Annotated in this window: 19 protein-coding genes and 1 pseudogene; 4 read left to right on the top strand and 16 right to left on the bottom strand. The window is 41.3% G+C overall.

Features of this window, described 5'->3' with window-relative positions; genetic code table 11:
- Positions 1-5 precede the first annotated feature (5 nt).
- Positions 6-929 carry a ketopantoate reductase family protein gene (locus MKX34_RS17590; RefSeq protein ID WP_076106792.1) on the bottom strand — a complete coding sequence of 308 codons (924 nt, stop codon included), beginning with the start codon at positions 927-929 and terminating at the stop codon, positions 6-8.
- 254 nt (positions 930-1,183) lie between these two features.
- The gene (locus tag MKX34_RS17595) at positions 1,184-2,956 is read right to left on the bottom strand and encodes an ABC transporter substrate-binding protein (protein WP_076106794.1); all 1,773 of its coding nucleotides are present in this window, start codon (positions 2,954-2,956) and stop codon (positions 1,184-1,186) included.
- Between the two features lie 143 nt (positions 2,957-3,099).
- On the opposite strand from MKX34_RS17595, the gene MKX34_RS17600 reads away from it, so the two are divergent.
- Complete coding sequence (locus MKX34_RS17600) at positions 3,100-4,344, top strand: MFS transporter (RefSeq protein ID WP_036687590.1); 1,245 nt, start codon at positions 3,100-3,102, stop codon at positions 4,342-4,344.
- 163 nt (positions 4,345-4,507) lie between these two features.
- On the opposite strand, the gene MKX34_RS17605 is transcribed toward MKX34_RS17600, so the two are convergent.
- A complete protein-coding gene (locus MKX34_RS17605) occupies positions 4,508-5,464 on the bottom strand; it encodes a WYL domain-containing protein (RefSeq protein WP_076099073.1) in 957 nt (318 codons plus the stop codon).
- A gap of 111 nt (positions 5,465-5,575) precedes the next feature.
- Here MKX34_RS17605 and MKX34_RS17610 point away from each other — a divergent pair, with 111 nt between their 5' ends.
- Entirely contained in the window at positions 5,576-6,511 is a 936-nt protein-coding gene (locus MKX34_RS17610) for a Gfo/Idh/MocA family oxidoreductase (protein ID WP_076296530.1), read from the top strand.
- Positions 6,512-7,066: 555 nt separating this feature from the next.
- Here MKX34_RS17610 and MKX34_RS17615 read toward each other — a convergent pair.
- The 5 genes and pseudogenes from MKX34_RS17615 to MKX34_RS17635 form a co-directional block, all read right to left on the bottom strand.
- Positions 7,067-7,414 (bottom strand): DUF3889 domain-containing protein, encoded by a 348-nt coding sequence (locus MKX34_RS17615; protein WP_339205435.1) that lies wholly within the window; start codon positions 7,412-7,414, stop codon positions 7,067-7,069.
- A gap of 275 nt (positions 7,415-7,689) precedes the next feature.
- Complete coding sequence (locus tag MKX34_RS17620; protein ID WP_076296528.1) at positions 7,690-8,316, bottom strand: type 1 glutamine amidotransferase family protein; 627 nt, start codon at positions 8,314-8,316, stop codon at positions 7,690-7,692.
- A gap of 109 nt (positions 8,317-8,425) precedes the next feature.
- Complete coding sequence (locus MKX34_RS17625; protein WP_076296527.1) at positions 8,426-9,388, bottom strand: YafY family protein; 963 nt, start codon at positions 9,386-9,388, stop codon at positions 8,426-8,428.
- Between the two features lie 537 nt (positions 9,389-9,925).
- On the bottom strand, positions 9,926-10,738 hold the full coding sequence (locus MKX34_RS17630) for a hypothetical protein (protein ID WP_076296526.1): 813 nt from the start codon (positions 10,736-10,738) through the stop codon (positions 9,926-9,928).
- A 319-nt stretch (positions 10,739-11,057) separates the two neighbouring features.
- Positions 11,058-11,269, bottom strand: a pseudogene (locus MKX34_RS17635) (transposase); the annotation flags it as partial.
- A 143-nt stretch (positions 11,270-11,412) separates the two neighbouring features.
- Between MKX34_RS17635 and MKX34_RS17640 the strand changes: the two are divergent.
- Both MKX34_RS17640 and map read left to right on the top strand, forming a co-directional pair.
- Positions 11,413-11,997: a TetR/AcrR family transcriptional regulator gene (locus MKX34_RS17640; protein WP_036687602.1), complete on the top strand. Its 585-nt coding sequence runs from the start codon at positions 11,413-11,415 to the stop codon at positions 11,995-11,997.
- A gap of 7 nt (positions 11,998-12,004) precedes the next feature.
- On the top strand, positions 12,005-12,751 hold the full coding sequence (gene map / locus MKX34_RS17645; protein ID WP_036687603.1) for a type I methionyl aminopeptidase: 747 nt from the start codon (positions 12,005-12,007) through the stop codon (positions 12,749-12,751).
- A gap of 221 nt (positions 12,752-12,972) precedes the next feature.
- Here map and MKX34_RS17650 read toward each other — a convergent pair whose 3' ends face one another.
- The 8 genes from MKX34_RS17650 to MKX34_RS17685 all read right to left on the bottom strand — a co-directional run bounded on the left by MKX34_RS17650 (position 12,973) and on the right by MKX34_RS17685 (position 19,426).
- Complete coding sequence (locus MKX34_RS17650; RefSeq protein ID WP_080742510.1) at positions 12,973-13,713, bottom strand: class I SAM-dependent methyltransferase; 741 nt, start codon at positions 13,711-13,713, stop codon at positions 12,973-12,975.
- Between the two features lie 178 nt (positions 13,714-13,891).
- A complete protein-coding gene (locus tag MKX34_RS17655) occupies positions 13,892-14,866 on the bottom strand; it encodes an aminoglycoside phosphotransferase family protein (protein ID WP_038571496.1) in 975 nt (324 codons plus the stop codon).
- Positions 14,867-15,092: 226 nt separating this feature from the next.
- Positions 15,093-15,965, bottom strand: coding sequence for an AraC family transcriptional regulator (locus tag MKX34_RS17660; protein ID WP_076296525.1), 873 nt, complete (start codon positions 15,963-15,965; stop codon positions 15,093-15,095).
- 247 nt (positions 15,966-16,212) lie between these two features.
- On the bottom strand, positions 16,213-16,692 hold the full coding sequence (locus MKX34_RS17665) for a flavodoxin domain-containing protein (RefSeq protein WP_038571502.1): 480 nt from the start codon (positions 16,690-16,692) through the stop codon (positions 16,213-16,215).
- 33 nt (positions 16,693-16,725) lie between these two features.
- Complete coding sequence (locus MKX34_RS17670) at positions 16,726-17,577, bottom strand: hypothetical protein (protein WP_052097078.1); 852 nt, start codon at positions 17,575-17,577, stop codon at positions 16,726-16,728.
- A 61-nt stretch (positions 17,578-17,638) separates the two neighbouring features.
- The gene (locus tag MKX34_RS17675) at positions 17,639-18,262 is read right to left on the bottom strand and encodes a TetR/AcrR family transcriptional regulator (RefSeq protein ID WP_038571504.1); all 624 of its coding nucleotides are present in this window, start codon (positions 18,260-18,262) and stop codon (positions 17,639-17,641) included.
- Positions 18,263-18,447: 185 nt separating this feature from the next.
- On the bottom strand, positions 18,448-18,549 hold the full coding sequence (locus tag MKX34_RS17680) for a sporulation protein YjcZ (protein ID WP_197069683.1): 102 nt from the start codon (positions 18,547-18,549) through the stop codon (positions 18,448-18,450).
- Positions 18,550-18,916: 367 nt separating this feature from the next.
- Complete coding sequence (locus MKX34_RS17685) at positions 18,917-19,426, bottom strand: GNAT family N-acetyltransferase (protein ID WP_063829840.1); 510 nt, start codon at positions 19,424-19,426, stop codon at positions 18,917-18,919.
- Positions 19,427-19,468: the final 42 nt, after the last annotated feature.

The following is a 19,468-nucleotide window of genomic DNA, read 5'->3' on the forward strand; positions in this document are numbered from 1 at the left end:
ACAGATCATCTCATATCATTAACGCTTTCGTAAACTTTCAAACGGGCATATGCGGTTTCGAGAATGGGATACGCAACTTGACCAGGTACAGCCATCGCCAAAAGTGCACCATGCAGATGCTCAGCTTCCACTGGCAGATGTTTAAGCATATCCCTATGCATAGAGGAGGTGAATTCGGGCAGGACCGAATCCATCTTTTGCATCGTGACCGACACCATATCTGGTCCAACAGGCATACCTGCACTTTGCGCTATGCTCACGATCTCATTCAGAAGCTGCTCATAAATAGCACGAGCTGTAGGTGAGGCTAAAATAGGTCCAACCGAGCTATCCATTAAAGTTGTAATCCCGCTTAAACTAGCTACGAATATATATTTCTGCCACACTTCGCGTTGAATATCAGAACTTAATATCACAGTGAATCCTGCTTTATCCAAATGGCTGAGAAGTTTCTGCATCCTTTCTGACTCCCCACCCGCCCATTCACCAAACACAATACTATGGAAAGAACTACTTTGTATGATAGCTCCATTCGAATCTAACGTTGTTTCGATATAACAAAGACCACCCAATACCTTTTCTGCTCCAAAATGCTGCTGCAAAATACCAAAATGTTTATACCCATTAAGGAGCGGGAGAATCATAGTATGTTCACCGACAAAAGGGGTTAGATCCATCATCACCTGAGGCAAATGATAGGCCTTCACTGCAATAATAATACAGTCAAAAGGCTCTGCCTTCTCCCCGTATGTAATCGTCCGAACGGGAGTCTGAAAGTCACCATGCACACTTTTTATTGCCAGACCCTCATCTTCTAACTGCTTTTGTTTAGTAGAACGGACTAGAAAAGTTACATCTTCCCCTTTTTGAACTAGACGCCCTCCAAAATAACCACCAATAGCTCCTGCACCCACGAATAGAAAACGCATGTAAGTCTCCCCTTTTTCACCTTATTTTAAACAAATAAAAAGACCGCTTAGCTTATCCGCTAAACAGGTCCGAATGGCAAAAAAAGAGTCAAGTATCGACCGTTCTTTTGTCTCGGTCCATACGGATCTGAGCAAAATCCAACGAGTTCACCTCCATGGCTACAATTAAATTACTATTCATAAATCTGATCCAACTAGAGCACCATTCGATTCTATCGATACAGCCTCCCTGGAAAGTATAACAAAAGAAAACCTTAAAGCCTAGTTTTAATCCATAACTTGGAGATGTCCAAAAACCCGAAGGAACCGGTGTGCAGACCAAACAGGCTTTGATTTAGCTGAGCTTTTTTATTCATATGACAGCCATGCAGCACCCAATAATTGTCTCGTAAAATCCCCTCCGCTTGATTCAGCAGCTTCACCCGTTCATCCTTTGGAGATTCTGTGAAAGGACCTAATACCTTCGAAAACAATGAAATCTGATCCTCTCTAAGCAAAGAAAATAAATAATTAGATTTATTATTAAAGTAGTTAATCATTCCCCATTGCCAATCATCTTCCAGCACCTCTTCAGCAAGTTGGATCTCGGCTGTTGTCTGTATATGATCTGCCTTAAACTCATTGAAAAAGTATAATTTAATTTGCAAACCAACGGAGGCAGCGCGTGTTTGGAGCCATAACGCTTCTTCTCGTTCTTCTTTTTTATCCTTAGTTGCTAAAGTAATGACTTCTCCCTGATACCCATTTTCCGCTAAAAGCGCTCGGGCATGTTCCAAAGTTGGATCTACAAGCTCTCTCTTACTGCTCTCCCATGGCAAAAAGCTATCTGCTGGAGTGATACGATTGCCACCCAACTCTTTTATTAAAGCCGTTCGACTGTAAAGGATACGGATCACTTGACGAAACCATAGCTGCTGATGAATTCCCTCTCTATGAAAATTAAACAGAATATATCTACAGCCTAAGGCCGGGTAATCTATACTGTGATTGCTGATGATATCAGGTAAAAGTTCTCCATGTTCAGGATCTGGCAGCTGGTATTGGCGTTCATTAGAAGCCTCTTTTGGCAAATACCAAATCTCAACACGATCCAGGAGCGGCCGAATTCCGAAATAAAAATCAAAAGCTGCGAGCACCAATACATCCTCATTCAGATCCATTAAACGGTAAGGACCTGTACCGATCACTTCACTAGTGATGTCTATATCGTATGGGAGTATGGACATGTGAATGCAACTAAACAGATGCAGAAAAAAGAGATTTGGACGAGACAGATCAAACCGGATTCGATGATCTCCTTCAACCTCTACTCGTTCGATATCCTTATAAAGGTTCACCGCAGGGCTATTCAAGTCAATAAGCCGTTGTAGCGTCTCTTTTACATCTCTCGAGGTCATAATTCTTCCGTGATGAAAGCGTACCCCCTTGCGGAGGTAAAAAATATAACTTGTATGCTCCTCATTAGCTTCCCACATATGGGCCAAACCAGGAAGAAAGGCATCGGTCGTTGCGTCATAAGTAACTAGTGTGCTATAGATCTGACCCAGCAAATAGGATTCAAAAGCGGTGTATACATAAGCAGGGTCCAGTACTTCCTTATGCCGGTTACGGGTAATCCGCAGGACGTCCAGCCCTGAGGTTGACTCTGCTTCACTACGAAAACCCATCTGTTTATTTAACATCGTTAACAATCGTTCCTTTAAGGGTCCGGTCACCTGATCGCTGCTCATCAATTCGATAGCTTCTTTTATCTTGCCTTTACTGACTAACTCCTGAAAGCTATCCTCGAACACCTCATCAATACTTTTTAAAAAAGTAAGTTGAGAGATATGCCCCCTGCCTCTCCCCGGCTGCCATAGAATATATTCCTGCTCTTCCAGTTTCCGCAGAACGAATTTAACATTGCGTGGAGTGCAAATTAGGATCGAAGCCAATAAATCTATCGTCACAGGAACAGGTTCATTCACTTTGAACGAACTAGTAACGCTTGCTGCTAAACATAAAAAATGATTACTTATCTGGTCCAAATGGTTCACTCCTTTAAAGGTGAAACGGTCAATGTATTTCTTACACTTTTCCTTCCCCCTTTTATCATTATAATTATACATAAATCAACAATGAATATGCAGCAACAATATTAGAGCAATAAGACTAGGAGATCGTAATCATTATGAAACAGCATCTAAGGCACATTCACCCTCTAGCCTGGACAATTATCATCGGCACTATGTTCGGACGTCTGGTGACCTCGATGAGCATCCCATTCTTATCCATCTATCTGACCCAAGTTCTCGGAGCTTCCCCGACACAAACAGGGATTACGGTCGCGGTTAGCTCGCTGGCAGGCGTATTGGCTAGTTTCTATGGCGGTTATATTTCTGATATTGTTGGCCGCAAAATTGTGATGTTAATCTCGGTATTTGGCTGGGCAGCCGTCTTCTTCGGATTCTCAGTGGCTCAGCATCTATGGGTATTTTTCTTGGTAAACACCCTAAATGGCTTATGTCGATCAGTATTCGAGCCTACTTCACGGGCACTTTTGTCCGATATTACACCACCCGAGAGCAAGCTGCTTGTCTTTAATCTTAGATATGCAGCAATTAATCTTGGTGTAGTATTTGGTCCGATCATTGGGCTACAGCTCGGCTCTGCGGAATCAACTTTTCCTTTTCTAATCGCCGGAATCGTATATGTTGCATACGGAATTGTATTATTCATGCAATTTAAGGCACATCGTTCAAGCATGCCCGCCCGTACACAAGCTCAAGCACCACGTTTACTCGAAGCTTTGACAATCACAGGAAAAGACCGTGTGTTCCTGCCAGTATTGCTGGGTACAATCTTTTGTGTGTTAGGATACGGTCACTTCGGCTCAACAATGGCTCAATATTTAGCGATGAACACGCATTTCACCAATGGGGGGCAATTGTTCTCCTATATGCTTTCACTGAATGCTATAACCGTGTTAGTAGTGCAGTATCCCATTGTACGTACGGCAAGTAAATTTCCACCGATTGTCCCTTTAATACTTGGGAATATCTGCGTTGCACTTAGTCTTCTCTTAGTGGGGCTTGCTGGTGGTGTGGCTCTACTAATGATCAGTGTAGTTCTGTTCACTATAGGGGAAGTCTTACTCTTTACGATGATGGATATGTTAATCGATCGGATTGCCAAACCTGAAATGAAAGGGACGTACTTTGGTACGATTGGCTTTAATAATTTAGGGAGTGTTATGGCACCTATCTTCGGTGGGGTGTTGTTAGACCATTATGGCGCTCAGAATGGCCTTGCGATCTTTGTGCCGTTGGCTTTAACAACAGCTTTTGGTCTTCCTTTTCTTCTCGTAGCGCACAAAAGACTTGTTGCCAGAGAGAAATTAACACTTGGTATTAAAAATAGAGCAATAAAAGGATGATTTTCCAATTCAATACGTTGTTTATTGGATCATCCTTATCTCGGTTAACATAATCATTATTATGTAAACCAATTATGTGAATTAATTCTTTTAATCAGAAAAGAGGGACCGTATCTTTGCAGAATATGCAATAGCTACGGTCTCTTTTACATAGAAAAAACGGTTAATCATATATTCCCTGAAGAAAACTCAGCTGGCCTTTTACATATTGCCTTAGCTCTAAGGGCTCCATGATTTCGGAATGACCTATTATGCACCAGACATTAGCACATGCACTTTCATAACCAAACATATTCACCTTTAAAATGAATGCATCCCCTTCTTCTCTCATTTCCATGATCTCTAGCTGAGATAAAGAAGACATTGTTCTCTTATCAGCTCTGATCACAACAGGATAGACCTCTTCTTCTTTACACGCTTGCTTAAAAACCTGTCCCTGCTGCTTCCAGTGCTCTTCTAATGAAAAATCCATAGGTATAGAGTACTCTTCTTCCACAAGCTGCGTAGAGACAATTCGCTCACATTTAAACGTTCGGATTTGATTAGCTTCTTCACAGTAGGCTATAAGATACCATTCCTCTTTTTTCACCACAAGACCATAGGGCTGTAATTTCCTGCACGATACTTCTCCGTTAACCTTTTGGTACTTAACCTGTAGTTTCTGAGATCGCCAAACGGCTGTCCGGATAGATTCCAGACAGGGGATTTCTATTCGTTCTGCCCACCAAGGTGTGTCATCGAAATAAAAGCGCTTTTGCGCTTTCTGAATGTCAGGTTGATAGGATGCGGGCAATGTTTTTTCTAATTTCAACAGCGTCGTCTTCAGCTTAAGACCAGATTCAGAATGTCCCCCAGAATAGATGCCCATACCTGTTAAATATAGATTGATTACATCTTCACCATGTAACTGCTTCAGGTTAACTGTATATCCCTCCATTAAAGAGATACCACCATTCGGCCCCGACATAGACAACAAAGGAATTCCAGCTTCAGCTAGTACATCAATATCTCTATAGATTGAACGTACAGAAGTCTCCAAGGCTTGAGCTAGTTCATTGGCCTTCATTTTCCCTCTCGACTCCACTAATAATAAAATAGCAATCAAACGGTGCAAGCGCATGGGAACCTCCGAGCTTTTCTTTTTTATCAAGTATACTTCAAAATTCTTGCCATGATGTTGTCAACAATAACAGGTTATGATTAGTTCATTACATAAAGGGAGCTGAAACATATGAAAATTGCCGTTTTAGGAACAGGGTTCGGAGCTTATCATGCAGAATTATTGACGAAAAATGAGCGTGTAGACAAAGTTATTGTTTATGGTAGAAATGAAGCTAAGCTGCAAAATTTAAAACAAGCGTTAGGCGTTGAGATTACCACAAATATAGAGGATATCATGCTTGATACCACAATTGATGTGATCGATATCTGTCTGCCCGTAACTTTACATAGACAGTTTGCCGTTGAGGCGCTTAAGCATGGGAAACATGTATTCTGTGAAACACCTGTATGCTTTAACAATGAAGATGCCCTTGCGATGAAGGAAGCAGAACAATTGTATGGCAGACGAATTCTCGTGAACCAATTTATTAAATTTGATCCTGCGTACAAATATTTATACGAAACCACTCATCAAGAGAAATATGGAAAGCTCTTAGCCTTCACCTTAAAAAGAGAAACGGCACCTCTGTGGGGTGATCTCGGACTTCATTCTATCTCCACAAATCTGATGATTCACGAACTTGATTTTGTTACCTGGCTGCTTGGATCTTTAGAAGAATACTCTGTGTGGGGAACCGATGGTGGACGAAGTGAACAAGCTTTAGTACGTACTCATTTTCAGAAAACGAATGTCTCCGCAGAAATCGTTGTATCCTCACAAATGCCAGCTGGTTATCCTTTTTCCGTAGGGTATGAAGCTTATTTTGAACAAGGAAAGCTTGTCTATCAAGAAAGTGACGACATGAACGGAAAGGTTGAAGGATCATTAATTGAATATACCTCTGCAGGTAAACAGCAACTATTGATAGAACAAGCTAATCCTTTTGAAAAGAGTATTACGCATGCTATCCAATGCTTAGAGGAGGGTACTTCATCCATAATCGAGTTAGACCATGCCCTACAAGCTATGGAACTAGCAATAAAAATAGAAAAAAAGCTTGTGTAAACATAGAGGTTGGTGTTGGGTATCCTTTTTCACGGGTTTTGTTTGTTGGGGCGTAGAACTTTTTGAATTAGTGAATTGTAGCTAGGGAGAGGAATAGGTTTTGATATTTCTATTGTGAATTTTTCATATGTTGAAATTGTAGAAAGAAAGAGTGAATTTAGTCCTTTTTTGTAAGCTATGCTTAGTTTTTGTTCATAAAAAGCTGTTATTTCACAGCATTTTGCAGGGATTTCATCCTGGGATTAAGATAGTTCAATTAGAGGCTAAACTAGTCATACGATGGAAATTCCCAAAAATCGTGTACCCTGCTGATATTGAGGAGGTAATGTCCGAGGCAAATAGGGTTTTAAAATGACTCCTTATAAAACCAGCGGCAGTCTTGGACTGGAAAATAAAGTCCTATCTTTAATCCACCTCTATTACTCTTCTCATTTAAAGTACACACCTACATCACGTTATTCTGCCCGTTAGCTGAACAGGCTGCCTATGATCTCGGCAGCCTGTTGTCATTGTGCTATCGTGCCCCATTAGCGTAAATAGCGAGATTTATTAAATCTAACGATTAGTTTCAGAAAACTGAATCGATTGGATTGTGTCAGTTGATGGGTCAAATTGGATTGATACAAAAACCCCAAACTCGTTACCTGCTTTGCTTCTAATCCATAGTTTGAATTTCTCTTCAGACTTTTTAGGTGTTAGTTCAGTACGACCAATGTGCTTATAATCAATTATGACTGCATTGTATCGTTTTTGTGTTTCCTCTACTGCAATTTTGCCCCATTTTGCGTATTCAGGCGCAGCCTCTACTGTAACAGTGGAAAAAATAAGTATCGCCAAAAATGATATCAGTATTTTTTTCATAATAACCGCCCATCTGGAGAAGTTTTCAGTAATATCTCCCACTTTATCCAAATGTATTCTTAAACAACTTAATGCCAGCGTGCAGTCTACAACTTTATTTTTTCAATTAATCAAGATCTAGATTTAGGAAAGTCAGATATAATAAAGGGTTCCACATATTATACATGACTAATATGTGGAACCCTTTATGCTTAACTATCGTACTCCATTAGGATTCCTATGGAAGGAATATTTTAAGTCGCATTGTTACTCATGTGGCATCTTGTCCATATCTATATATACAACACACTTTCACTTTTCCTTAAATGCTGATACCTTCATTGTATTGAATTCATCAACTCATAGTAATATTTAGAATCATTAGTCTTATTAAGGTTATACCAGGCGTCTAATGTTTTTGGAGAAAACACATCCAAAGCTTTCAAGATGTGTGCAGAAAATTCCAATGGAGCTATTCCAGATGCTGTGATCAGTTTTCCATCCGTTACAGCAGACTCCATTTTGAAATACTTTTCTCCTGTATAAGTGGGACAGATCATTTTAAGGTATTCCAGATCATTGCTTGTATGCCCACGTGAATTCAGCAATCCTGTCTGGGCAAGTCCCATTGTAGCACCACAAATCGCTGCAACCCATATACCTTCCCTTAAACACCTTTCAGCGATTTTTAAGAGGGGGTGGTGAATGGTTTCTGTCCATGTATCTCCACCGGGTAAAATCAATAGATCTGATCTTTCAATGCTGCACTCATCCAATTTGATGTCAGGCAGTATTTTCAATCCGCCCATTGTAGTTACTGGAGTCTTATCAATTCCCACGGTAACTATTTTTGACGGGACCAGCCCCTTTTTATAATATCTTCCCGATTTCAGTTCGGCAGTTACGTAGCCTATTTCCCAGTCTGCCATTGTGTCAAACACATAAAGATATACCGTATTATTCATTTGCAAGTTCTCCTTATTTTACAATTCATCTAGTGATACCAACCATCGGTAATCAATGATTATCGTCATTATAAAATGACTTCACTGACATCCGCTGTCAGTGAAGTTATTAAAGTTGATAATATTCCAATAACTCCGACACCACACCAACAAGTTTTTCCTTCAAACTCTGTGGTTCGATTACTTGAATGGATTTCCCGTAGGATAAGAGAAAACTAGGAACATAGGTATGAATTGATTTTTCCTCAAGTAAAAAGATTGCTTGATTTGATGTACGCTCTTTCAGATGATGCCCCAAAAACCAATGCAGGCATAAGTCATCCAACGCCTCTGACCTACCTTCGATAACTAAAGCAATTAACCCGTCCTTGCCGACTAAATCAGGTAATAGATTTCGCAAAAAAAATTCCCGAGCCAAAAAAGCTTCGGAACGTTTAAATATGTTTTGAGTCCGCTTGATTTGTAAAATCCGTTCTACCCGAAAGCTGCGAATCTCATTTCTCAGGTGACAAAATGCAACAATATACCATTTATTGTTCCAGTACACCATACCATAGGGATCTATCACCCTAGTCTTGGGTTGATCATCACGGCGTGTGTGATAATCAATTTCTACAGAGAACTCGTTTGCTACAGCTTGCTCCAATTCCGCTAATACTGGCTGAATAGAAGGATCTCCCCTACGGTTTATAACTTCAAATCCGGCTAAATGACGGCTGAGAACACTTTCCTGTTCCTCATTCGAATACATTTTCAATTTGGATGTCGCATTACCTAATGCCTCACTCAAAGGGTATCCGGCTTCTTTTGCAAAAACAGCAGCATGAAGAAGTGCTTTTTTTTCTTCAATATCAAATAGCAGTGGTGCTCTGATAAAATTATTCAGTAGGCTATACCCGCCATTATGACCAGTGTCGGATATTATAGGCACTCCACTGGCACTTAGCGCATCAATATACCGATAGACTGTCCTTATATTTATTTCTAACTTTTCGGATATTTGTTTTGCGGTCATTTTAACACCCGAATTCAGCATCCATAGGATTGCCAGCATATTATCGTTTTTTGGCATCACATATACCTCATCTTTTATTAGGATCGCTCAAAATTATTAGCTTTGCGAATCGCCTGCATCCCTTTATTCATCGATCTTCCAGCCTTTCAATCCTCACTTAGCAATCTATAAACAACAATCTGCAATTTTTAACATTGCTGCTCTTAGCTCAACCCAACAATCTACTTTACCACAACTTGTGATACAGTTCACCGCGCTGTTTTTAACGGTGAGTTTTTGGGTCATCCTTTGCAGGATGCTCTTTCTTTGATCCGCTAGGTTCCAATTGCCCTAACCGCCGTTCAGGGGACTAAAGAATATACTCAGCATATACATCACCTGGAAGAATGGATATTTCCAGTTCAATAAACTTGAGTGATGCGTATAGACTTTACCAAGTAGACAGTTAATAACGCCTTTACATAAAAACAAACTTACCATGCGTCTGCTCATGAGCAGTAACGCACGGTAAGTTCCATCAATAATAACTCTTTATTTGGTAATATGTTGTATTTTTACGAAAATATCTTCCTTCTTCATTTATTTATGCCGTCATCAGTATTTAAGCTCAATATTCTTCCACATGGTATTCCCATCCTTGTCGAAGCCTGTCATCTCGGTAGCGCTCATCAATTCACCTGTTTTGACTTCAAAGAAAGCGCTCATTCTCAAACTGTCATTCTCACGATTAGGAGAATTCGGCGAGATACCCATAACTCTTAGCAGCAGACGTGTTTTGGAGGAGTTAGGATCAGTATTATACCCGCTGATAGTAAAATGATACCCCTTGATCCAGTCATCTGCTATAGCAGGATTTCCTGGTTTCATCCCCAGTCTCTCAACAGCTTGTTTAACTGCATCGGAAGAATCGATTTGAATATCAGATATCGAGTACTGTCCTTTTACAAGTAAATTCTTATCGTGCTTTTTCACATCAGTCTTAATGGCCATTCCATTATCGATCTTGATATAAATAAAAACATTCCCTTTCTTGCTGCCAAATTCGAGATTCCAAGCATCTCTTGTTCCATCCGAACCATCGGTTCGTTCCTGGGAAACAGAAGTGTCATCCGTGCTTGTTATGTTAATAAGTAATGGCTCTTCTTCCGTCAGCTTATTCGCCTCTGAGTACCCAAGGCGCAGTGCCTCCATCGCGGTTACACTCTTCTTTTCATTGGTTCCCTTATTCGTTATTGTGGCAGCTGGTTTCTCTGTCTCGTTAATCATCTCACTGGTTGTTGTGGCGGCCTGTTCCTCTGATTTGTTAGAAGAGCCGTCGAAAAGAACATTTTTCATACTGAAGAATAGAACGACCATAATCACAATCAATGTAATTGAGGCTATGCTAACATATTTCTTCTTACGCAAGGCTGCTTCTCCTTAGTTAATAAGTATAAGAAACTTTGGTTACGCCATAATTAACTGCTGAAGTAGTATCCGTACTGTCCACACAATGACGATTAAATTTTCCAATTTTTAACACACCAAATCATACAATAATATTTCTTCAAATGCAATTTTTGTCGCATATTTAAAAATAATGGCTATTATTCACATTAACTCGAAACGAAATTGATCCTAGCTCACTGGTTTCAAGGGTTAAACTTGCCCCTATTTATGATACAGTTCACCGAGTATGATCTTAAACTAAGCTGCCCGTAAGCTAAATAAGCTAACAGTCATTCCCTCAAATCCTTTGATAGACCTCCGCATAGGAAAACTTAAGTTGTTCTCGCAACTTTTTATTTTCTTCTTCGAGTTCTTCATCTTTCGTTTTAACAACGCAATGATGGCGTCCTTATTGTTTTCATCCATCTCCCGCTTAATTTGTTTCGGTGTCGGCACTTGAACTTGCTGCTGACGAAGCGATTCAACGCGAACACGTATCTCAGGATTGTCTACCCGGTAAGCACTTTATTATTCAGTCTAATACTTGTTTTCATCGAACGCCAACAGATAATTGCATTTCTCCCCCTCATGCGTTACACTCTTTATATTGACAAATTTGCAGGTCTATATTAAAAAAGGAGGTTAACGCGCCCATGTGCCCCCGTACCAAAGAACAAAATGAGCTCATACGCATGCAGCGCAGAGAACAGATCCTGGACTTCGCCGCGCATACCTACTTCCGTACGGGCGGAAGCTTTGATATTCGCGACGTCGCCCGCGAGGCTGGTCTCGGTTATGGCACGGTATACCATTATTACCCCAACCGGCATTTACTAATAGAAGATGTGCTGAGCAGCGGCTTCGAGCGATGTGAGCAAACCCTGACTCAATGGGCGAACATCAGCCGGGACAACCCTGACGACAGGCAGTTGTTAACGTATTGCAAGACGCTACTCCAGTTGTGGCAGTCAGATGCCCGCGCATATCTCGTCTACAAAATGGCAGCGGAACATTTTACAGGCTTGCCAGAGAAAGATCGGCACCCTGCCAAGAGACGATTCATGGAAAGGCTGTATGTTCCACTCCAATCGACTATGCAGCGTGAAGACGACAGCATCAACCTTATGCTTGCCGTGTTGGTCGGCTGCTGCGGGCTGCACTACTATGCGAGCAATTCCGAGCTGGACATCGATCGAATCGCCCAGCTCGCGATACAAGCCATTACAAAGGAGTCCTGAAACAAACATGGTCATCTTAAAAAGCAAGTATGAAATCGAAGCCATCCGCAAGGCATGCCAGGTTGTGGCCGAATGCCATCGCACAATTGCCCCGCTCATCAAACCGGGCATCACAACGAACGAGATTGAGCGCATATTCGAGGATATTATTTTGAAGCACGGCGCCAAACCATATACGAAGGGCTACAATGGTTATCAATATGCGACCTGTGCCTCCGTCAATGACGTAATTGCACATGGCTTCCCTACAAATAAGCCACTTGAGGAAGGCGATATCGTGACGATCGACACGGTAGCGGAGCTCGACGGCTGGCTCGGCGATTCAGCCTGGAGCTATGCGGTCGGGAAGATCTCACCGGCGGCTGAGAAGCTGATGCGCGTCACGAAGGAGTGCCTTGACCTCGGCATCGCGCAGGCACAGCCCGGCAATCGGCTCGGAGACGTGACGAGCGCAATCCAGCAGCATGCCGAATCGAACAACTTTGGCGTCGTGCGCGACCTTCTCGCTCATGGCATCGGTCGTGACCTGCATGAGGAGCCTACCTATATGCATGTCGGCAAGCCCGGCAAAGGCCCCCGCATCAAGGAAGGCATGGTATTCACGATCGAGCCCATGATCACTGAAGGCACCTACAACATGACAATTGATCAGGACGGCTGGACCGCCCGGACGCTGGACCGCAAACTCGCCGCCCAATACGAGCATACGATCGCCATCACCGCTGAAGGTCCACAAATCCTGACCGCGCAATAGAACAATTAGAAGCCGACCAACGAGAGGGTCGACTTCTTTTTTATTTATTGAGCAGAACTTCTTTCTTCATCCGATACATGTGTGATCTTCTCACATAGGTGGAGAAAACGAATGTCCCGCGGACCGATTGAATTCTTAATGCGAAAAGTATGCTAAACTTAGGAACAACAAAATCCCCCTCAATCTGAGGGGGAGTTCTATTGCAATGCATTACGTTTCTCCTAACATTTCCTACAAACGCTAATGATAGATGAAGATGACGGAGAAAACGGCGTTTTATTCCAGTCAGCATATAGATGTTCGACGCGAAAGCCGTGACGGGTTAATAAAGAATGCAGCGTATTCGGATCCGTGAACCGACAAGCAATTCGGGAAGTCGTTCGTTTATACCCCCAATCACGCATCGTGACCCAATGCATGATATGCTGGCCAGCATCGTAACATTGTGTGCCTGATACCTTGACGTTATTTCCATCCTTATCAATAAATGATCCCCATTCTGTCTCCTCTTGATCGGATAAATCCGTTCCCTCCGGATTACGGGTCTCAAATGCAAAGATTCCATGAGGTTGTAAATGTTTGTGAACGGTCGTGAGCAAATCGCTTTGATCTTGATCACTTAAAAATGCCTGAAATGCATTACCAGTCAAATAAATCATCGAAAATCGCTTGTCCGATTCGAAGGTACGGGCATCACCTTCCATAAAAGTAACAGTCAGCCCTTTCGCCTTCAACCGCGCATATGCAATCATTGCTGAAGAGATATCTACACCGGTCATTGTTATACCGGCTTTCGAGAGGGGGATCGTTGTTAAGCCTGTACCACAAGCAAGTTCTAACACTTCCCCAGGACTCGATCTAGCAAGCTCAAGATAGAACTGATATTTGTCCATTTCACCGTCAAATTCAAGATCGTAATTTACCGGATCTTGAAATTCTTCAAGATTGCTATGTTCAATCAACACCATTCCCCCTTTCATTCCTTGTTATAATATAATCGAAATAAATGCTCATCGACAGCCATCGCGCTTAACAGTATTATTTTACTATTTTTTTGATAACACGTTTGGTGACAAACGGATATAATCAATTTTTATCAAACCTACCACTCCTCGTTAGTTCAACCAAGAACATTCCATTTCATATTTTATAAAATATACTTTCACCATTGAGGAAGGGGCGACAATACTCAGCGCATAATTTGGGCATTCTTTCACGCATCCAGACATGAACATGTACATTCTCCATCTGGAAGACGTAATATCCAATAATAGCGACCAACATTAAACCTTCCAACTGCAGTAGATCATTCGCTGTATTTTCGCACTCTCTGTAGTAACCCTTTAGGAAAGTATCTCTTCGATCGGATGGCAGCATCATAGCTCCCATGGCTACATCAAGTAAGGCATAACCGTTACCGAAAAAGCCAAAATCGATGATGCGCACCTCACCTTCGGTTGTGATGATGATATTACCCATACACAAATCCCCATGAATAAGGTCAGGGCCAGCCTCCCCGCCACGGTCATCTAACCGGGAGTTGATCAATTGCAGCGTTTGTTCAATGACATTAGCATCAGAAGGCGTAAATAAATTCTTTTTCACACCCGAATGAATCACACGGATCATCCGTTCATTATAAGCTTTACCTTGACTCGGTCGAATCTCCATACCTGTATGTTCGTACTGCCGAAAAAAAGTATGCAGTTCTGTTATTTGCGATCCCAGTTCTTTTACCAGTTCAAGATTGTTAACATCATTCATATTCATGTCTCTTCCATCCAGCCAGGTGAGGACGGAGCAGTTTAGCAGTTCACCTTCGTATTCAATGATCGTAATAAGTTCACCCTCATTGTTTCTTACGGGAGTCTGTATTTCGTTGCTGCTCCAGCTTCCCAGCTTCTCAAGCATTTGCAATTCTCCAAGAATGCCGCCGTATGTATGTTGCAGACCTTTCATGTCATCTATAAAAGGGTCATGAATGCGGAGTAAATATGATTTCCCCGTTCTGTCATTAACACGATAGGTTCTGTTCTCGTTATGCCTTAAGAAAATAATCTCAGGCTGTTGGATATCGTACCCGCCTAGTAAGTCCAAAAGCTTCTCGTTCGTCATAAGGACTCCTTTAAAATAGAAGGATTCATTGATTCAATCTTCGTCTGAATCATAAAAATTGAAATCTACTACATTCCAAAAATCATTCAATTCACCTATTGTACTTCTACAACATTTTCGAAATACCCTGCCTATAGCTTGACGAAGCTGCTGGAATGATTTTTCGCGGCAGCTTCGTAGTGAAAGGATATTCAGCTCTCAGTCTCATTAGTCCAACCAAACTCTTTTATTTCTTACTGATAGGCACCCATATTTCGCTTTTAAAATTTGGCGATGTGATATCTTTGTGCTCATTCCAAAGAATTTCAGGCCCTTTAATTAGCTCATATCCCGATGACGGAGCCCATTCCGAATATATTCGCTCCCAGATCTCTTGTAGCGCACTAGGAAAAGAGCCGACGACTGTGAATACAGCCCACATGGAGGCCGCCACTTCCAGCTGATCCAAGCCATTCCATGCGTCTTTCGTAGTGGCAACGCCAATATAATGATCGAACTCTCCTTTTTCCTCCATACGCCCCTCAGAGAAATTTGTAGAGGCGCTTATAAACCCTGAGGGCTCAACATCGGAAAATCTCTTCATCTCATCAATCATTTCCGGCGTCAACCCTTCATACATCGACGCAATCTCCGGATTGACCCCTTGGAAAATGATTGGTACCCGTTTTTTTATGCCCACGATGTGAAAAGATTCTTTGTTTTCAATACGGTAATTCATTTCATTTCCTCCTTTGATAGTCAGCTGAAACGACATCCGAGGGAACGCCTTAAGGGATTGTCCATGGACCCGAGCTTCCGAAGGACTTACCCCATGCATGCTATGGAAAGCCCTAGAAAAGGAATCAGGCGAATTATAACCATATTTCAGAGCGGCATCGATAATTTTGATATTACTTTGTGATAGCTCGAGTGCTGCCAAGGTTAGACGTCGACGCCGGATGTATTCCGACAGAGTAATGCCTGCTAGGAATGAGAACATGCGAGTAAAATGATATTCCGAACAACAGGCTATTTTCACAACCTCCTGATAATAAATTTGATTTGTTAGGTTCTCCTCAATATAGTTTATTGCTTTGTTCAGTTGTACCAGCGTATCCATGACGTTGCCTCCCTCGTTAATTATAGGTTATCAGAGAAGGTTTTTAGCTTCCCGACTTTTTCTGCACGATTCTGTAGGGTTTTCATGTTTCGATGAACAGAGACTCGATATGAGGAAGTAAAATTCTTCTCACAAGAAGGACTACTTTTTTTGAATGTCAAGGTCATAGTTAACATAATCATAATTATGTTAACTATGACCTGAAATGACCTGAAGTACGTTCAGCAGTTCGTTTGTCCACTCACTTTCACTGCCTTTTCATAGCAAGCGCAAAACGCTCTATCGTCTCTTTTGACAACCCATTTACGTTCTTATTTTTTCCTTTTACCATCCGCAATACAAACCGATCTAGCAAAGTTAGCTTCTCTTCATAGATCTCATCTCCAAAAACTTCTTTCGTCACCGATTGGTTATATAACACTTCTGGAAATGCAGATTTCAATTCTTGTGAGGCCTCCTCACCTTTTGCTCCTGCACAAATAAACAATCCTACTCGTTTTTTCCCTAGTTCATGTTGATATTTTGCTGTAAAATCAGTCATTTGTTTTTGGATTTTCCCATAATAAATAGAACCTCCCAAGATGACCGTATCATATCGTTCCAGTGTCGGCTCTTTAGCATGCATCAAATTAACTACTTCGGTTTCTTCGCCCAGTTGAGATTTTAATAAATAAGCCGCTTTCTCCGCACACCCATATTTCGAGGTAAACATAATTATTGTCTTCATTCTAATCGCTCCCTTCCACTCGCTGGTCACTTATTATCTTAAGGGTTCACGTACATGCTTTAACAAAATAACCATACAAGCAGCAATAGCTAAAGCCATCGTCGGAAAAATTACACACTCGGCTATAGACACAACCACACCGCTATAGATCATTGCCGCCAGCATTGCCGTAATTGCTAGCAGTAAGGTAACTCCTTTGAAAACAACGACAGTTGCCAGTAGGTACCCAAAAGGTTGTCTACGAATGACCATAATCCCCGTTACAATTGCTAATGGGACCAAGATCGCAAGATCCAAAACTTGAATTACCAACGTACTATAGTGCTCTAGCCCTTGTGGCGGTATTCCCCCCAGTAGTGAATTCAGTATTTTCCCTAGCCAGAGAAATAAAATCATAAAAGCAATAACCATTAGTGAAAAGCCGATTCCTTTAGAAGGTAAACTGTTTTTAAAGTAAGTATGTATGGATTCTTTATCGAAAGAAAATAAGGCTAGGATGAATGCGAAAAAACTTAAAGAAAACAACAGCACATAAACTAAAAACAATGAATTGTACATCGTCAGAAAGCTGTAGGATGCGTAAGTATATAAAAAGTACCCCAGAGTGCCCGTAAGGAGCATCCTCCCCTTTATCGAGCCTTTAATTGTCATGATGAGCGAACTGAGCAGTAAAGGTATGGCAAGAAATAATGTAACTCCATCCTGTGCTTTAGCTTGTGCCGCCGCAGAGACAGAATCATGGCTGTACACTCCTGACCCCTGAAGCTTTACATCCTCGCCCCATATTGACGTAAAAGTATATTTTGTTCCATCACTTATCCCATCTGAAAACAACCCAACCGCTGTTGCAAACACTGCAATAACCGAAATCAACACCGACAGCACTACGACTTTCCTTATATGTTTTATAACAACCTCCCCCTCCCTTCATGAAAATATTTAGATTTTACCTGGAGGCAATAGCAACCATTGAATCCAAATGACATGAAATCAGAGCTTCGACCTGATCATCAGGCAGATCTTTTTCGACAAGCAAACGCATAATTAAACCGAACGCTGCACTCCATATCACCTGAGCAGTGAGTTCTACGAAAGCTTCCTCACGGTTTTTCTGTGCTTCAAATCTGAACAGGCCCTGGCAGAGCATCCCAATCGCTTTACGCTCCTGTGCTGCTCCTCTAAATAGAACAGCTGTGTAACTAAGAACAGCCGGCGTATCGTTTAGCATGACATTCCGGTATTCTACACCCGTGGAAAGAGACATCCTGATGAACTTCTCCAATGATCGTTTTAAAAGTGTATCTGGAGGTAATTCCTGCTGTACCTCTTGTTGCACAGACTGAAGCTCAGTAAGCATATCCGTATATTTTTGTTGCAAATAGTTCTCGATAATCTCTTCTTTGCCTTTAAAATAATGATAAATAATTCCCGGTGAATATTCGATTTTCTCAGCGATTTTTCGGATAGAGAGCTTCTCTATTCCCTCTTCAGCAATCAATAAAGCTGCATTTTGCAGGATTAGATTCCTCATTTCTTCACGCTCACGTACTTTTCGTTGTTCTTTAGTCATAAATTTGTCTCCTCATGTGTTGAACACTGTTTAATCTTTGAACACTGTTTAATATATGTTTTGGATTAGTATTATGTCAATATCCTTAGTCACATGTATTCCCCTCCTCCAATGTACATATCTGGACATAAAAAATCCGCCAGTCATTTAGACTGACGGAACCTTTAATTTGTGAAGTTAAAGGATTACAGACAGAGGGTTTTAGTAATGATAACCAACAGGATAAACAGAACCAGAATAGCTCCTGTGGAAGTGAAACCACCGTATCCTCCTGCAAATTCGCCCATTGTTGACTCCTCCTTTGTAATTGAGTACATCATAAGATATGCAATATTGCCCTCACTGACTGGGTATTTTGAACACAAAAAATAAACCAACGACCCTTTTTATGGTGAATGGTTTTAATTGGTTTACATAAATAATGTTATGTTAACTAAAGTAGAGAGCATTAGATGCTCATTACTTTACAATTCGTATATATTCTTAATAGCTAGCCAGTTATATAAAAAAATACAGTTTCCTAGCCGTCCTTCTTGACGCTCTCTTGGTCATCCTCCACTGTCTAGCTCTCACTCGCTTAGCACCACTTTTCCATTCCATTTGCTGTTAATGGTAAACTCCTTCTTTAAGAAAAACCCGAAAACACACGGATTTTCATTTCTTAATTCGATTAATAGTTAATGTGTTGAAGTATTGGCTGGGGTTGCCTTGTTGTGGATTAAAGCGCTCTTGAAACTCTCCATGGGTATAGTCCCCGATCACTTTATGCCAGAAATCACGAGCGGGCGTATTCGCACGGACTTGTGAAACCTTCCATTCACCAGAGTACATATCAAATAGCTTATGCGCAGCCCATGTACCTACACCACTTCGGCGGTATTTTTGCATCACAAAAAACTCAGTCATATAAAACTGGCCTTCAGGATTACGCAATAACCTGTCCACCAAAGCAAAACCAGCAATATGCCCGTCCACCTTAAACAAATATGCGAATTTATTATTCCCGCTACTCCAATAAGCTTCTAGTCCCGGATAGGCCGGAAATACCCCGTCTTGATTGACTTCAAATTCCAAATAACGGGTGAAATCATATAGGTAGAACTGCATTAATCTGCTTATAGTATGCTTACGTTCTTTGGGAACCAGCTCAATTTCAAGTTTCATTATGTGCACCTCTGACATTTATGTTTACTTCACATCATAAAG

It is taken from the genome of Paenibacillus sp. FSL R5-0636 (genome assembly GCF_037974255.1).
Lineage (GTDB): Bacteria > Bacillota > Bacilli > Paenibacillales > Paenibacillaceae > Paenibacillus_AQ > Paenibacillus_AQ odorifer.